The following is a 14007-nucleotide window of genomic DNA, read 5'->3' on the forward strand; positions in this document are numbered from 1 at the left end:
AGGATCGAGAGGAGCGTCACACATGACGACAACAGCGCCCATCACCACCACCCCACGGGTCGCCGCCGCGGAGCGGATCGCCGTCCGGTGCGTGGACTCGGACGTCCACCCGGCACCCCGCACCGGAGAGCTGGGTCAGTACCTCCCGGAACCGTGGCGCAGCAAGTACTTCGGCAACCACAAGGTCGGCGACCAGATCTACTACGACGCGCCCGACTACGCGCACTCCTACGCGATGCGCCTCGACGCCTTCCCGCCCGACGGCGAATTCGCCTGCAGCGATCCGGAGTTGGCGTTCAAGCAGCTCATCATGGACGCCGGTGCAGACCTCTGCATCCTGGAGCCCGCCGCCTACCCGGCGCGGATTCCCGAGGCGCAGCACGCGATGTCGGTCGCGCTGAACCACTGGCAGGACAAGCACTGGCTCGACAGCCACAACAATTGGCACGAGCGGTGGCGCGGGTCGATCTGTCTCGCCATCGAGACCCCCGAGGACAGCGTCGCGGAGATCGAACACTGGGCCGGACATCCCTACATGGCGCAGATCCTGATCAAGGCCGAACCCCGCCCGTCTTGGGGCAATCCCAAGTACGACCCCATCTGGGCCGCGGCCGCGAAGCACGACATCCCGGTCAGCTGCCACCTGTCGCGCAGTCACTACGACGAGCTACCGATGCCCCCGGTCGGGCTGCCGAGCTACAACCACGACTTCATGGTGACCTACTCACTGCTGGCCGCGAACCAGGTCATGAGCCTCATCTTCGACGGCACGTTCGACCGTCATCCGACGCTCAAGATCGTCTTCGTCGAGCACGCGTTCACGTGGATCCTCCCGCTCATGTGGCGCATGGACGCGATCTACGAGGCGCGCAAGTCGTGGATGGACATCAAGCGCAAGCCCAGCGAGTACGTCAAGGACCACATCAAGTTCACCACCCAGCCCCTGGACTACCCGGAGGACAAGACCGAGTTGACGCGGGCCTTCGAGTGGATGGAGTGCGAGAAGATCCTGCTGTTCAGCAGTGACTACCCGCACTGGACGTTCGACGACCCGCGCTGGCTGGTCAAGCATCTTCCCGAACACGCGCGCGAGGCCATCATGTTCCGCAACGGGTTGGCCACGTACACCAACCTGCCGGACACCGTGCCCGCCCTCGAGGGTCAGGTCCGGGTCTTTTGATCCGCGGCCAGGAGCGCAGCGACTCGGGATTCGTCGACGGATGACCGACGCGAAGACGCCCCGCCTCGCGCAGGGGCGGGAACACGTCGTGGCCACCGTCGACGAGATTCCGCACGGCACGCACAAATTGGTGCCCATCGGCCGCCACGGCGTGGGCGTGTACAACGTCAACGGCACGTTCTACGCCATCGCCAACTACTGCCCGCACGAAGGCGGGCCGCTGTGTTCGGGGCGGGCCAGGGGACTGAACGTCGTCGACGGCGACGTGCCCGGCGACGCGGTGATGGTGCGCGACAAGGAGTTCATCTTCTGCCCCTGGCATCAGTGGGGCTTCGAGTTGGCGACCGGAACCACCGCCGTCAAGCCCGAGTGGAGTATCCGCACCTATCCCGTCCGGGTCGTCGGCAACGACGTGCTCGTCCAGGCCTGAGCACTTCGAGCCCAGAAAAAATTGGAGCAGCGTTGCCCAACAAGACGATCGAGATCAACGGCGGAAACGTCGTGTACGAAATCCTGGGCAAGCAGGGCGACGTCATCGCCCTGACACCCGGCGGCAGGTTCAGCAAGGACATCCCGGGCCTGAAGCCGCTCGCGCGGGCGCTGGTCAAGGGCGGCTACCGGGTGCTGCTGTGGGACCGCCCCAACTGCGGCGCATCGGACGTCCAGTTCTACGGGCAGAGCGAATCCCATATGCGCGCCGAGACACTCGCGAAGCTCATCACCGGCCTGGACCTCGGTCCGTGCGTGATCGCGGGTGGATCCGGCGGCGCGCGCGACTCGATGATCACCGCGATGCTCTACCCGGAGCTGGTGACGAAGTTGGTCGTGTGGAACATCGTCGGTGGTGTCTACGGCTCGTTCGTGCTCGGCGGCCACTACATCACGCCCAGCATCCTGGCCGTCCGCGGCCTGGGGATCAAGGGACTGCTGCACGTGGGCGAGTGGAAGGAGCGCATCGCGGAGAATCCCGCGAATGAGGAACGCATCCTCGCGCTCGACCCCGACGAGTTCCTCAAGGTGATGTTGCGCTGGCTCAACGCGTTCGTGTCCAAGCCCGGCCAGACCATTCCCGGTGTCCCCGACGAGCAATTCGGCGACATCCAGGTCCCCACCCTGATCATCCGCGGCGGCGAGAACGACTGGGACCACCCGAAGCGCACGTCACTCGAGGTGAGCTGCCTCATCAAGGGCTCCGAACTCATCGATCCGCCGTGGCCGGAGGATGCGTGGGAGCGAGCCGGCGAGAAGTTCGCGGCCAGTGGCGGGACCAAATTCTGCCTGTTCGACACCTGGGTCAAGGCCGCACCGGCGATCCTGGAGTTCCTGGCGAAGTGACGACGCCCCGACTACCTGGCGACGACCTCCACCTCGCAGTTCAGCGACGCCTCCAAGGCGGTGTGGATGCGACTCTCCGGAACCCGTTGCAGATCGGACCGCCGAACGGTCACCCGCACCGTGTCCCATCCGTCGTCGCCGGGGATCCGTTCGATCTCGCCGCTGAGGCCGAGTCCGGCCAGCACACCGTGCGCGTCGTCGTCGGTACCCCGGCTGACGTAGGTGAGCACGCCCGCCGCCGGTTGGGTGCCGAAGCCTCCGAAGGCGTTGACGCACAGGTCGAGTGCTCGACTCGTGAGTTCCTCGGCGTCGTCTCCCGCGATCAGCACCTCCACCTGCCGACGGGACGCCGGCATCGCTGCGAGGTCGGCGTGGACGACCTCGGCGTCATGCTCCCCGACGAGGTCGACGAGTCGTGCCATGCCGTCGCGTAGCTGGGCCGGCGTCAGCAGCGCCGAGGGGTCGACGTCGACGCGAATCACCGCAGTTCTCATGTTCGCCAGCGTATCCGGATGCAGAGGGTGTCAGTGATGACCGACAACGGGGTGGCCACGAGGCTCGACGTCTCCGTCTGGCCGGGACTGGAGCCACGGCTCCTGCTCGCCTCGGGTGAGCGGGAGGACTACGCCGGGTACAACTCGGCAGGTGGTTACCGCGACCTCGTCGACCGCGACGCGTTGCTCGCGGAGATCGACCGCAGCGGTCTGCTGGGCCGTGGCGGCGCAGCCTTCCCCCTCGCCGTCAAGCTGCGTACCGTGCAGGCCGCGTATCTCGCCGGCCACCGAACGGTGGTGCTGGCCAACGGCGAAGAGGGTGAACCCGCCTCGGTCAAGGACAAGTGGTTGCTCCGCCACCGGCCGCACCTGGTGCTCGACGGCGTTCGCCTCGCGGCCCGGATCGTCGGGGCCGAGCGCGCCTTCGTCTATCTGTCCGACGTGGACGCCGCGCAGGCGGTGAACGCCGCACTCGCCGACTTCCCGGACGACGGCGTCGCGGTCGGCGTCGTCACCGTCGATCCCGGTTACGTGGCAGGCGAGGAGACGGCGGCCGTGCGCGCAGTCAACGGCGGGCCGGCCAAACCGACGGACAAGCCACCGCGCCCCTTCGAGGTGGGCGTCAGCGGTCTGCCCACCCTGGTGAGCAACGTCGAGACGCTGGCGAATCTGCCGTTCATCCTCGGCCACGGCAGTGACGCGTACCGCGCGCAGGGCACCTCGGCCTCCCCCGGCACCTTCCTCGCCACCGTGACCGGCGGGGGCAGACCACCCGCGCTGTACGAGTTGCCGCACGGGACGGCGGTCTCCGAACTACTGGAGCACCACGGCATCCCGACCGCGGACGTCAGCGGCGTGCTCATGGGTGGATACTTCGCGGGCCTGCTGAACCGGGAGGTGCTGGACGCCACGCTCGACCACGAGACCATGCGACGGCTCGGCAGTGGACTCGGGTGCGGGGCGGTGGCCGTCATCGCCGACGAGTGCCCGGTCGCGGTCGCGGCGTCGGTGCTGTCGTACTTCGACCACGAGAACGCAAGCCAGTGCGGCTCGTGCTTCAACGGCACCGCGGCGATGGCCGCGGTGGCCGCAGCCCTGCGGGACGGCATCGCGACGGACGAGGACCTCGGCAGGCTCGAGCGGTGGTCGGTGGTGCTCCGCGGTCGCGGGGCATGCGCCACGCTGGACGCGGCGACCAACGTGGCGGCCAGCCTGCTCAGGGCGTTCCCGAACGACGTCGCCCGACACCTGGCCGGCGCCTGCGAGCCGTGTCGCACGGACGCGTACGCCGCCGCCCGGCCCTACGAAGTGGAGGCGGTCTCGTGAGCGACCCGATGCGCATCAGGCTCGACCGGACGATGTGCGACGGATTCGGGGCGTGCGCCAAACACGCTCCCGAGTACTTCTCACTCGACGACTGGGGCTACGCGTCGCTGATCGGCGACGGCACCGTCGCCGAGTCGGACCGTTCCGCCGTCCTGCGGGCGCTGCTGGACTGCCCGGTGCACGCCATCATCGACATGGGTGGTCAGCCGCCCACTCGCGAACGCCCCCATGCGGTTCCGGACGAGGCCCCCGAGCCACACCCGTCGACCGAGGACAACGAGGCCATCTCGGGGTTCGTCCGGTGACGCGCCCGCTGCCCCAGCTCACCGCGCAGAACGAGTTCTTCTGGACCTCGGGCGCCGACGGCCGGTTGCGCATCCAGGAGTGTCTGAGCTGCCAGTCGCTGATCCATCCGCCCGCGCCCGTGTGCCGGTACTGCCGCCAGACCGCGATGGGCGTCCGCGTCGTGTCGGGGAAGGCCACCCTCGCGGGGTTGTCCGTCAACCACCGCTTTGGCTTTCCCGACCTGCCCCCGCCCTACGTGGTCGCCGAGGTCGCGCTCGCCGAGGATCCGCGAGTTCGACTGACCACCAACATCATCGACGCCGACCCCGACGACCTGGCCATCGGCCAACCCGTCGAGGTGACGTTCCAGCAGCTCGACGACGTCTGGCTGCCGCTGTTCACGCCGGCCGCCGACGCGGATGCCCCCACCGCGATGCCGGAGGACGCGATCCCACCGGAGCGCTTCGCCGAGTACGTCCGCCCGATGTTGACCACGGCGAAGTTCGAGGACCACTCGGCCATCACCGGAATCGGCATGTCGACGATCGGCCGCAGGCAAATGGTCCCGCCGCTGTCGCTGACCATCCAGGCCTGCGAGCAGGCCATCGCCGACGCGGGCCTCACCTACGACGACATCGACGGCCTGTCCACCTATCCCGGCCTCGACGTGGCCGGCATGGGCGAGGGTGGTGTCAGTGCGCTGGAGGGTGCGCTCGGCCTTCGCCCGACGTGGATCAACGGAGGCATGGACACGTTCGGTCCCGGCGGTTCGGTGATCGCGGCGATGATGGCGGTGGCCACCGGGATGGCCCGCCACGTCCTGTGCTTCCGCACGCTGTGGGAGGCGACGTTCCAGCAGCTGATGAAGGAGGGCAGGGTGGCGCCCCCGATGGGTGCCCGCACCGCCAGCTTCCAGCATCCCTTCGGCGCGGTCTCGGCGGCCCACGTGCTCGCGCAGAACGCGAGTCGCCACTTCGACCGCTACGGCACCACGCGCGAGACCCTGGGCTGGATCGCGCTGAACCAGCGTGCCAACGCCGCACTCAACCCGACGGCCATCTACCGGGACCCGATGACGATGGACGACTACCTGTCGGCTCGGATGATCACGACGCCGTTCGGACTGTACGACTGTGACGTCCCGTGCGACGGTGCCGTCGCCGTCATCGTGTCCGCCGTCGACGCCGCCAAGGATCTGGCGAAGCCCCCGATCCGGTTCGAGGCGGTGGGCACGCAGATCATCGAGCGGCTCGACTGGGACCAGACCACCCTCACCCACGAGCCGCAGGTGCTCGGCCAGAGCGCGCACATGTGGTCACGAACGTCACTGCGGCCGAACGACGTACACGTCGCCGAACTCTACGACGGCTTCACCTTCAACTGCCTGTCATGGCTGGAGGCGCTCGGCTTCTGCGGGATCGGCGAGGCCAAGGACTTCCTCGCCGGCGGCACGAACATCGCCCGCGACGGCGTCATACCGCTGAACACCCACGGCGGGCAACTGTCGCACGGGCGCACGCACGGCATGGGCCTGATCCACGAGGCCGTCACCCAGTTGCGCGGCGAGGCGGGCGACCGGCAGGTGGCGGGAGCCAGGGTCGCGGTCACCAGCAGCGGCGGCCTGACGCCCAGCGGCGTGATGCTCCTCCGGTCCGACGCGTGATCCCGACACCCCGCGTCGTGATGGTCGACGGCGTGCCGATGTCCGCTCTCGTCGCCGAGGCAGCCGAGCCCCGCGCGGTCGTCGTCGCGATCCACGGCGGCGCGACCTCGTCGGCCTACTTCGACTGCCCCGGCCATCCCGAGCTGTCGCTGCTGCGGGCCGCGGCTGCCGCCGGCGTGACCGCGATCGCCGTCGACCGACCCGGCTACGGGGCATCCGCGATGTGGTCCGACGAGATGGGCGAACCGGAGCGGCGGGTCGCGTTGGCGTTCGGTGCGGTCGATCGACTCCTCGGGGACACCGATCGGGGCGCCGGACTGTTCCTCGTCGCGCACTCCGCGGGATGCGAACTGGCGCTGCGGATGTGCGTCGACGACCGGGGCCGCGACGTCATCGGTCTCGCGGTGGCGGGTACGGGACTGCGGTACCGGCCGGACGCGCTGGCGCTGATCGAGGAGGCCACGGTCACCTCGCGGCCGGCCGGCCTGCGCGACCTGCTGTGGCAGCCCACCGAGTTCTACCCGCCCGAGGTGCTGACGGGGGCGCTGTCGGCACCGGGGGTGGCCTACGAGGGCCGGGTGACGGCGGGCTGGACGCGCCGCGACTTCCCCGAGCTGGCGGCCCGCGTCACCGTTCCGGTCGAGTTCGCCGTCGCCGACCACGAGGCGGTCTGGGAGTCGTCGGCCGAGGCGGTCGCGGCCATCACCGCCGGCTTCACCAGCGCCCCACGGGTGACCGTCGACGAGATGGCCGACAGTGGCCACAATTTGAGCGTCGGCCACACCGCCGGCGTGTATCACCAGCGGGTGCTGGAGTTCCTGGACGAATGCGTGGCCGCCAGACCCGACGGCCGCGTCGACACGAAATTGGAGGCGGGTTGATGCGCGTCGGATTCATCGGACTGGGCAGTCAGGGCGGGCCCATGGCGCGCAGGATCGTCGAGAGCGGTTGGGAACTCACGCTGTGGGCACGGCGGCCGGAGTCCCTCGAGCCCTACGCCGACACCGCCGCGAAGATCGCCGGTACGCCAGCCGAACTCGGCGCGGCCAGTGACCTGGTGTGCCTGTGCGTGGTCGGCGACGACGACGTCCGGCAGGTCCTCGACGGGGAGGAAGGCGTGCTGGCGGGAATGGCCCCCGGCGGCGTCATCGCCGTCCACAGCACCGTGCATCCCGACACCTGCCGCGAACTGGCCGGCCTCGCCGCCACCAAGGGGCTGGTCCTGATCGACGCGCCGGTGAGCGGCGGCGGGCCTGCGGTCGAGGCGGGCACGCTGATGGTGATGGTCGGCGGTGACGAGGCCGTGGTCGAGAAGGTCCGGCCGGTGTTCGCGACGTACTCGGACGCCATCGTGCACCTGGGCGAACTCGGCGCCGGGCAGGTCGCGAAGATCTTGAACAACCTGCAGTTCAGCGCCAACCTGGGCACGGCGATGAGCACGCTCGCGTTGGGCGACGCGCTCGGCATCCCACGGGACCGGCTGTGCGAGGTGCTCAACCGCGGCTCCGCGACGAGCAAGGCCATCGGCAGCATCACGATGTTCGGCGGCACCCTGGAGGGTCTGGCACCCATCGCCGGGGCGCTGCTGCAGAAGGACGTTCGGCACGCGGCGAGCCTGGCCGAGCACGCGTCGGCCCCGGAGGGCAGCGTGTTCACCGCCGCGGACACCGCCTTGGAGTCGATGGATCACGCACGGTGAGGGTCGGCTTCGTCGGCGCGGGGCGCATGGGGGCACCGATGGTGCGCCGCCTCGTCGAGGCCGGCCACGACGTGCGCGCCCTCGGACGCACCGACGAGAAGCGTTCGGCCATAGCAGAATTGGGGGCCACGCCGGTCGCCGAGATCGCCGACGTCGCCGCCGGAGCCGACGTCGTCGTGGTGTGCGTCTTCACCGACGATCAGGTGACCGACCTCTGCCTGCACGGCGAACTGGTCGAGCGGATGGCACCGGGCGCGGTGCTCGTCGTGCACACCACCGGCAGCCCGGACACGGCGCGGGCCATCGCGGCCCGCTTTCCCGCCGTCGCCGTGCTCGACGCGCCGGTCAGCGGCGGTCCGCACGACATCGCCGCGGGCCACGTCACGCTGTTCGTCGGCGGCTCCGAGGACGCCGTGACTCGCGCCGGGCCGGTGCTCGGCGCGTACGGAGATCCCGTGCTGCACGCGGGGGCGACCGGCGCGGGCCAGGTGGTGAAGCTGGTGAACAACACCATGTTCGCCGCCCAGATCGGCGTCGTCGCGGAGGGCGTCCGGCTGGGATCGCAGCTCGGCGTCGACGAGGGGCCGCTCCTGAACGCACTGGTCCACGGCAGCGCGCAGAGCCGCGTACTCGGCATGGTCGCCTCGGCGGGATCGGCCGCTGCCTTCATCGCGGCGGTCGGCGAATTCGTCGGCAAGGACGTCGCGGTGGTGCGCACCACGGTGGCCGGGCTCGACGGCGACCTGGGCCTGTTGGACGGCCTGGTGGACGCTGGCGTGCAGCGGTGAGCGGGACTCGCCCGGTTGTCGATTCGGCTGACATCCACGACGCCTTGCCTCATACTGTTCGCGTTACATTCAATCAGCCTTCCGTAACGCGTACGGCTCTGCACTCAGCGCCGAGGAGGACCTCGTGACCAAGCCCAATGTGGTGTTCCACCCGTTCGCGCAGGAGTACTTCGACAATCCGTACGAGGTGTACAAGCGGATGCGCGACGACGCTCCCCTGTACTACGACGAGGTCGAGGACTTCTACGCGCTCACCCGGCACGAGGACGTCGCCGCCGCGTTCAAGGACCACGAGTCCTTCTCGTCGGCGCGTGGCTGCGACCTCGGCATGGTGCGTTCCGACGAACCGCCGCAGAAGTCGATCATCTTCATGGACCCGCCCGACCACCGGCACATGCGCAGCCTGCTCAACAAGGCGTTCACGCCGCGCGCCGTCCAGTCGCAGCGCGAGACGATCGTCGAACTCGTCGAGCACTACCTGAGCAAGGCCGACCCCGACGACTTCGACGTGGTGCAGGACTTCTCGGGCCCGTTCCCCGTCGAGGTCATCACCCGCATGGCGGGCGTGCCCGAGGAGTTCCGCCAGCAGGTGCGCCACTGGATCGACAAGAGCCTGCACCGCAAGCCCGGTCAGATCGACGGCGACGACGACAACATGCAGGCCAACATCGACTCCGGCATGTACTACTACGGCCTGGTCGTCGAACGTCGCCAGAACCCCCAGGACGACATGATCAGCCGGTTGATCGCCGCGGAGATCCCGGGCGAGAACGGCGAGATGCGCAAGCTCGACGACATCGAGATCACCGGGTTCACGACGCTGCTCGGTGGCGCCGGCGCCGAGACCGTCACCAAGCTCGTCGGCAGCGCCGTGGTCGAGTTCGCGAAGCACCCCGAGCAGTGGCAGAAGCTGCTCGACGACCGCAGCAAGATCCCCGCCGCCGTCGAGGAGCTGCTCCGCTGGGTCGGGCCCGTCCAGTACAACGTGCGCTACAGCGTGAAGGACGTCGAGCTGCCGAGCGGCGTGATCCCCGCGCACAAGCCGGTGTTCCTGATGGGCGCTTCGGCCAACCGCGACCCGCGCGCGTTCACCGACGGCGAGACGTTCGACATCGACCGCGACCGCGCCGAGGCGCAGAACGTCGGGTTGGGCTACGGCATCCACAGCTGCCTCGGTGCGGCGCTCGCGCGCATGGAGACCGCGATCGCGCTCGAGTACCTGCTCGACTTCATGCCGCGCTACGAGGTCGCCTTCGACCGGCTGCAGCGGGTGAACATGCAGAACGTCGCCGGCTACCACCACGTGCCGGTGCGGGTGCTGAGATGACGGCCAAGATCGTGGTCGACTTCGGCCTCTGCGAGAGCAACGGGGTGTGCATGGGCATCATCCCCGAGGTGTTCGACCTCGACGACGACGACTACCTGCACGTGCTCACCGACGAGGTGACCCCCGACAACGAGCGGCAGGTCAAGGAGTCGGTGCGGCAATGCCCGCGGCAGGCCATCGCGATCGTCGACGGGTAGCTCGCAACTCCCGTCGAACTCGCCGACACCTCAGCGAGCAGACGCCAACTCCCCTGATTTGCAGCAATTGAGGAGAGTTCGCGACTGCTCGCGGTAGAGATGCCGGCGGAAAAGAGACGCCTAGAAGCCGGTGAGGATGGCGCCGTTGCAGTCGGCGGCCGCCTGACGCAGCTTCAACGCCTCCTGGTACGCGTCGGAGGTGTACCACTCCTTGGCGGCCTCGACGGACTCGAACTCCAGCAGCACGGTCTGCGTGCCGTGCCACTCGCCCTCGAGGGTTTCGACGACGGGACCGAACGCCAGCACGGTGGCGTTGGCCATCGTCTGACTGGCCAGCTTGGCGTACTCGCCCATGCCTGCCTGATCCTTGATGTCCTCGGTGATGATCACATATCCCTTGGCCACTGCATCTCCTTTGACGTCAACTGATTTCGCGGATCGCCCGCTCGGGGCAGTTCGCGATCGCCTCGCGGGCGGCGGGTTCCAGCTCGACGGGAACGTCCCCGGGATCGGCGACCGCCCACCCGTCGTCACTCATGTCGAAGACCTCGGGGCACAGCGTCAGGCACATGCCGTGACCCGCGCACCGGTCCTCGTCGACGAAAACCTTCATCGCAGGTCGAACTCCAGGTGCAATTCGGTGAGTCCGCGCAGGATGTACGTCGGAATGTATTGGTAGCGGCGGTCGCCCGCCGGCCCGTGCTCGTCCTCCGAGATGCGGATGTCCGTGGTGCGGTCGAGGATCCGCTCGAGACCCACCCTCGTCTCGGCGCGAGCCAGCGGTGCACCCGGGCAGCTGTGGATGCCACGCCCGAAGGCCAGGTGCTGACGCGCGTTCTTGCGCTCGGGATCGAAGTCGTCGGGATTCTCGAACCGGCGGGGATCACGGTTGGCCGCACCGTTGATCACCATCACCGTGCAGCCTGCGGCGAGGGCCTGCTCCCCCACGGTCGTCGGGACCCGGGACAGTCGGAAGTCGCCCTTGACGGGGCTCTCGATGCGCAGGCACTCCTCGATGAAGTTGGGCAGCAGGCTGCGATCCGCACGGATCTTGGCCTGGACGTCGGGCCGGTCACCGAGCACCTTCAAGGCGGTACTGAGCAGCCGCACCGTCGTCTCCTGTCCCGCGGAGAACACGTTCGTGGCGACGCGCACCACGTCGGCGACCGTCGGCATGCTCCCGTCCGGGAACGTCGCCGTCGCCAGACCGGTCAGCACGTCGTCGCGCGGTTCGGCCCGACGCTCCTCGACGTAGGTCGCGAACACCTCGTAGAGGTACTCCAGCGGCGTCTTGTTCATCGTCTTGTCCGCGTTGCCGACGGCGCTGCCGTGCGTACCGCGCGCCAGCCGGTCCAGCAGTTCGGCGCGGTCCTCCTCGGGCACACCGAGCAGGTCCGCGATGATGCGCAACGTGAACGGGCCGGCGAAGCCCTTGATGAACTCGCCCTTGCCGGGGGCGAGGAAGCCGTCGAGGATGTCGTCGGCCAGCGCCCACATCGCGTCCTCGTTCTCCTTGAGGCGCTTGGGGGTGATCAACCGCATGAGCAGCGCGCGGTGGTCGGTGTGCGTCGGCGGGTCGAGTGTCGGCAACTGGTCGCTGAAGGGGATCTCGTCGCGGTGCTCGACGATCAGGTCGGTGATGTCACCGTCCTCCATGCCCTCGAGCGACACGGGGAAACCGGGGAACGGCCCGGTCACCGAGATGCACGACGAGAAGGTGTCGGAGTCGTTGTAGACGTCGACCGCCTCCTGCCAGCCGGTCACCATCGTCACGCCGTAGTGGTCCTCACGGCTCACCGGGCACTTCTCGCGCAAGGCCTCGTAGAACCGGTACGGGTCGTCGGTCAACCGCCCGTCCCGGAAGAAGTCGACCGTGGTGAGGTCCTCCGTCATGCACAGCTCCTTCGGGCGACGATCTCATCGGATGAGAATGTAATTCTCATACTTGGGTATCAGGTTTTCACACCGGCCAACCCCCGTCAACGACGGTGGTCAATCACCGTCGATCCCGAAGGCGTTCACGGCCAGCGCCAACAGGTGGTACGCGCCGACGGTGAACACCAGATCCATGCGTTGCCGCTCGCCGAACGGCTCGCTCAACGCCGTCCACGTCCGCTCCGACAGCGTGTGCTGCAGGTCCAGTTCGTCGGAGGCAGCCGCGACGAGCAGGTCCAGGTCACCGAGCGCGACTCCACCGCCGGCGCGCACCGCCGCGATCTCGTCGTCGGTCAACCCGGCGCGACGCGCCAGCGGCACGTGGTGATCCCAGAGGTATTCGCAGTCGCGATGTACCGCTGCGCGGAGGATCGCGATCTCCCGCACCCGTGGCGACAGCGTCGAATGCAACAGGAGGTGCGCGTTGAAGTGTAGGTAGGCCTGCGTCAGCGACTCGTGTCGCAGCAGCGTCGACAGCAGCGCACCCGCGTCGTCCGGGTTCGCGCGCTCGGCGGGCAGCAGCGGGCTCAGGGCCCGTCGTGTCCCGTCGCCCCACTCCGCGCGCGGCAGTGGCGTGATCCGTGGCTGACTCACCTACTGGATGTGCTCGTTGCCGAGGACGGTCGTACGCAACATCTCGCGCGGCGAGTCGGGCGCATACCGCGCCGCCCGGTGCAGGACGCCGTTGTTGTCCCAGATGACGGTGTCCCCCACCGACCAGTGGTGGCTGTACACCAGCTCGGGTTGCGTTGCGCGGGCGAGCAGGTCGGCGAGCAGCACCCGGCCCTCGTCGACGTCCATGCCGACGACGTGGTCGGCGGAGGCGCCGAGCACCAGCGACTTGCGGCCACTGCGGTGCGTCCACACCAGTGGATGTTCGTGGGTGGGCCGGGCCCGCCACCGCGTCACCTCCTCCGGCGACGGGTCGGGATTGACCCGGCGTTGCGACGCCTCCAGGGAGTGCACGACCCGTAGCGCGCCGAAGCGCTCCTTCTCGGCATCGGTGAAGGCCTCGTGGGCCGCATAGGAGTTCGCGAACTCGGTCTCGCCACCGCTCGAGGCCACCTGCTTGGCGGACAGGACCGTGGCCTTCTGCGGACACTCGTCGTGGAGCGGGGTGCAGCCGTCGATGTGCCAGTCGAAGGTGGCCCGCAGGTAGGCGGCGGACGAGTTCTTCGACTTGTCCAGCGTCACCGGGTAGATGCCGGCCACGGGATGATGGCCATCCGAGGAGTGATCGATCTCGCCCAGGCGACGGGAGAACGCCACCTGCGCCGCCGGCTCGAGCGCGAGGCCCGGAAACACCAGAACTCCGTTGTCCTCCAGTGCTTCCAGGATGGCCGAACCCAGTGTGTCGTCGGTTCGCAGTCGATCGGAGTCGACGCCGGTCACTTCGGCGCCCACCGACGCGGTGAGCTTGGTGATCATCAAGACGCTCAAGTTCAGACCTTCCTCAGGGCACCGGCGCGCTGACGCGGTCGATGACGGCGTCGGCGGAGTCGGCGGGCTTCTGGGTGCCGAAGACCTCGACGGCCATCGACACCATGATCATGGAGTAGACGAGGTGCAGCAGGTTCAGCACGTCGTCGGGCAGTTCCTCGAGCGGGAACTTGTCGCAGTAGTCGATCGCTTCCTCGAACCGTGGCGTGAACGCGTCGTAGAACTCGCGGATCGCCGGCATCGGCGTCGAGAGGCGCATCGCCCATCGTTCGGGTTCGGTTGCCAGGCACCACTGTTCGGCGTACTGCTCGTACTCGGCGAACGAGCTGGGCAGCATG

General features: G+C 68.6%; 18 protein-coding genes. 11 read left to right on the plus strand and 7 right to left on the minus strand.

Translation table 11 applies throughout. The features are described 5' to 3' along the window. Positions 1–22 precede the first annotated feature (22 nt). Genes AC1MEY_RS13595 through AC1MEY_RS13605 form a run of 3 tightly spaced genes read left to right on the plus strand, consistent with a single transcriptional unit; the run spans position 23 to position 2515 of the window. Positions 23–1180, plus strand: a complete 1158-nt coding sequence (locus AC1MEY_RS13595; protein ID WP_480231117.1) for an amidohydrolase family protein — start codon at positions 23–25, stop codon at positions 1178–1180. Between the two features lie 40 nt (positions 1181–1220). Beyond that, positions 1221–1610: a Rieske (2Fe-2S) protein gene (locus AC1MEY_RS13600; protein ID WP_480231118.1), complete on the plus strand. Its 390-nt coding sequence runs from the start codon at positions 1221–1223 to the stop codon at positions 1608–1610. Positions 1611–1642: 32 nt separating this feature from the next. Continuing rightward, positions 1643–2515: an alpha/beta fold hydrolase gene (locus AC1MEY_RS13605; protein ID WP_480231119.1), complete on the plus strand. Its 873-nt coding sequence runs from the start codon at positions 1643–1645 to the stop codon at positions 2513–2515. 11 nt (positions 2516–2526) lie between these two features. Here the strand turns inward: AC1MEY_RS13605 and AC1MEY_RS13610 are convergent, their stop codons facing one another. Beyond that, entirely contained in the window at positions 2527–3009 is a 483-nt protein-coding gene (locus AC1MEY_RS13610) for a hypothetical protein (protein ID WP_480231120.1), read from the minus strand. Between the two features lie 36 nt (positions 3010–3045). Between AC1MEY_RS13610 and AC1MEY_RS13615 the strand changes: the two genes are divergently transcribed. The 8 genes from AC1MEY_RS13615 (at position 3046) to AC1MEY_RS13650 (ending at position 10294) form a co-directional block, all read left to right on the plus strand. After that, positions 3046–4335 (plus strand): NADH-ubiquinone oxidoreductase-F iron-sulfur binding region domain-containing protein, encoded by a 1290-nt coding sequence (locus AC1MEY_RS13615; protein WP_480231121.1) that lies wholly within the window; start codon positions 3046–3048, stop codon positions 4333–4335. Positions 4336–4343: 8 nt separating this feature from the next. Then, positions 4344–4640: a ferredoxin gene (locus AC1MEY_RS13620; protein ID WP_480231468.1), complete on the plus strand. Its 297-nt coding sequence runs from the start codon at positions 4344–4346 to the stop codon at positions 4638–4640. Continuing rightward, positions 4637–6283 (plus strand): thiolase C-terminal domain-containing protein, encoded by a 1647-nt coding sequence (locus AC1MEY_RS13625; protein WP_480231122.1) that lies wholly within the window; start codon positions 4637–4639, stop codon positions 6281–6283. Before AC1MEY_RS13620 ends, AC1MEY_RS13625 begins: the two co-directional genes overlap by 4 nt. Before the next feature lie 20 nt (positions 6284–6303). Then, positions 6304–7164 carry an alpha/beta fold hydrolase gene (locus AC1MEY_RS13630; protein ID WP_480231469.1) on the plus strand — a complete coding sequence of 287 codons (861 nt, stop codon included), beginning with the start codon at positions 6304–6306 and terminating at the stop codon, positions 7162–7164. Then, positions 7164–7982 carry an NAD(P)-dependent oxidoreductase gene (locus AC1MEY_RS13635; protein ID WP_480231123.1) on the plus strand — a complete coding sequence of 273 codons (819 nt, stop codon included), beginning with the start codon at positions 7164–7166 and terminating at the stop codon, positions 7980–7982. The genes AC1MEY_RS13630 and AC1MEY_RS13635 overlap by 1 nt, the downstream gene beginning before the upstream one ends. Next, positions 7979–8770 (plus strand): NAD(P)-dependent oxidoreductase, encoded by a 792-nt coding sequence (locus tag AC1MEY_RS13640; RefSeq protein WP_480231124.1) that lies wholly within the window; start codon positions 7979–7981, stop codon positions 8768–8770. The genes AC1MEY_RS13635 and AC1MEY_RS13640 overlap by 4 nt, the downstream gene beginning before the upstream one ends. A gap of 124 nt (positions 8771–8894) precedes the next feature. Continuing rightward, positions 8895–10097: a cytochrome P450 gene (locus AC1MEY_RS13645; protein ID WP_480231125.1), complete on the plus strand. Its 1203-nt coding sequence runs from the start codon at positions 8895–8897 to the stop codon at positions 10095–10097. Continuing rightward, the gene (locus AC1MEY_RS13650) at positions 10094–10294 is read left to right on the plus strand and encodes a ferredoxin (RefSeq protein ID WP_480231126.1); all 201 of its coding nucleotides are present in this window, start codon (positions 10094–10096) and stop codon (positions 10292–10294) included. Before AC1MEY_RS13645 ends, AC1MEY_RS13650 begins: the two co-directional genes overlap by 4 nt. Positions 10295–10414: 120 nt before the next feature. On the opposite strand, the gene AC1MEY_RS13655 is transcribed toward AC1MEY_RS13650, so the two are convergent. From AC1MEY_RS13655 to AC1MEY_RS13680, 6 genes are all read right to left on the minus strand, one after another. Then, on the minus strand, positions 10415–10699 hold the full coding sequence (locus AC1MEY_RS13655; protein WP_480231127.1) for a DUF1330 domain-containing protein: 285 nt from the start codon (positions 10697–10699) through the stop codon (positions 10415–10417). 16 nt (positions 10700–10715) lie between these two features. After that, a complete protein-coding gene (locus AC1MEY_RS13660) occupies positions 10716–10907 on the minus strand; it encodes a ferredoxin (RefSeq protein WP_163800512.1) in 192 nt (63 codons plus the stop codon). Beyond that, positions 10904–12187, minus strand: coding sequence for a cytochrome P450 (locus AC1MEY_RS13665; RefSeq protein ID WP_480231128.1), 1284 nt, complete (start codon positions 12185–12187; stop codon positions 10904–10906). Before AC1MEY_RS13665 ends, AC1MEY_RS13660 begins: the two co-directional genes overlap by 4 nt. Positions 12188–12286: 99 nt before the next feature. Beyond that, on the minus strand, positions 12287–12823 hold the full coding sequence (locus AC1MEY_RS13670) for a carboxymuconolactone decarboxylase family protein (protein WP_480231129.1): 537 nt from the start codon (positions 12821–12823) through the stop codon (positions 12287–12289). Next, positions 12824–13669 carry a TauD/TfdA dioxygenase family protein gene (locus AC1MEY_RS13675; protein WP_480231130.1) on the minus strand — a complete coding sequence of 282 codons (846 nt, stop codon included), beginning with the start codon at positions 13667–13669 and terminating at the stop codon, positions 12824–12826. 13 nt (positions 13670–13682) lie between these two features. After that, positions 13683–14006 carry a hypothetical protein gene (locus AC1MEY_RS13680; RefSeq protein ID WP_480231131.1) on the minus strand — a complete coding sequence of 108 codons (324 nt, stop codon included), beginning with the start codon at positions 14004–14006 and terminating at the stop codon, positions 13683–13685. Position 14007: the final 1 nt, after the last annotated feature.

Source organism: Mycobacterium sp. PTI7 (assembly GCF_056679845.1).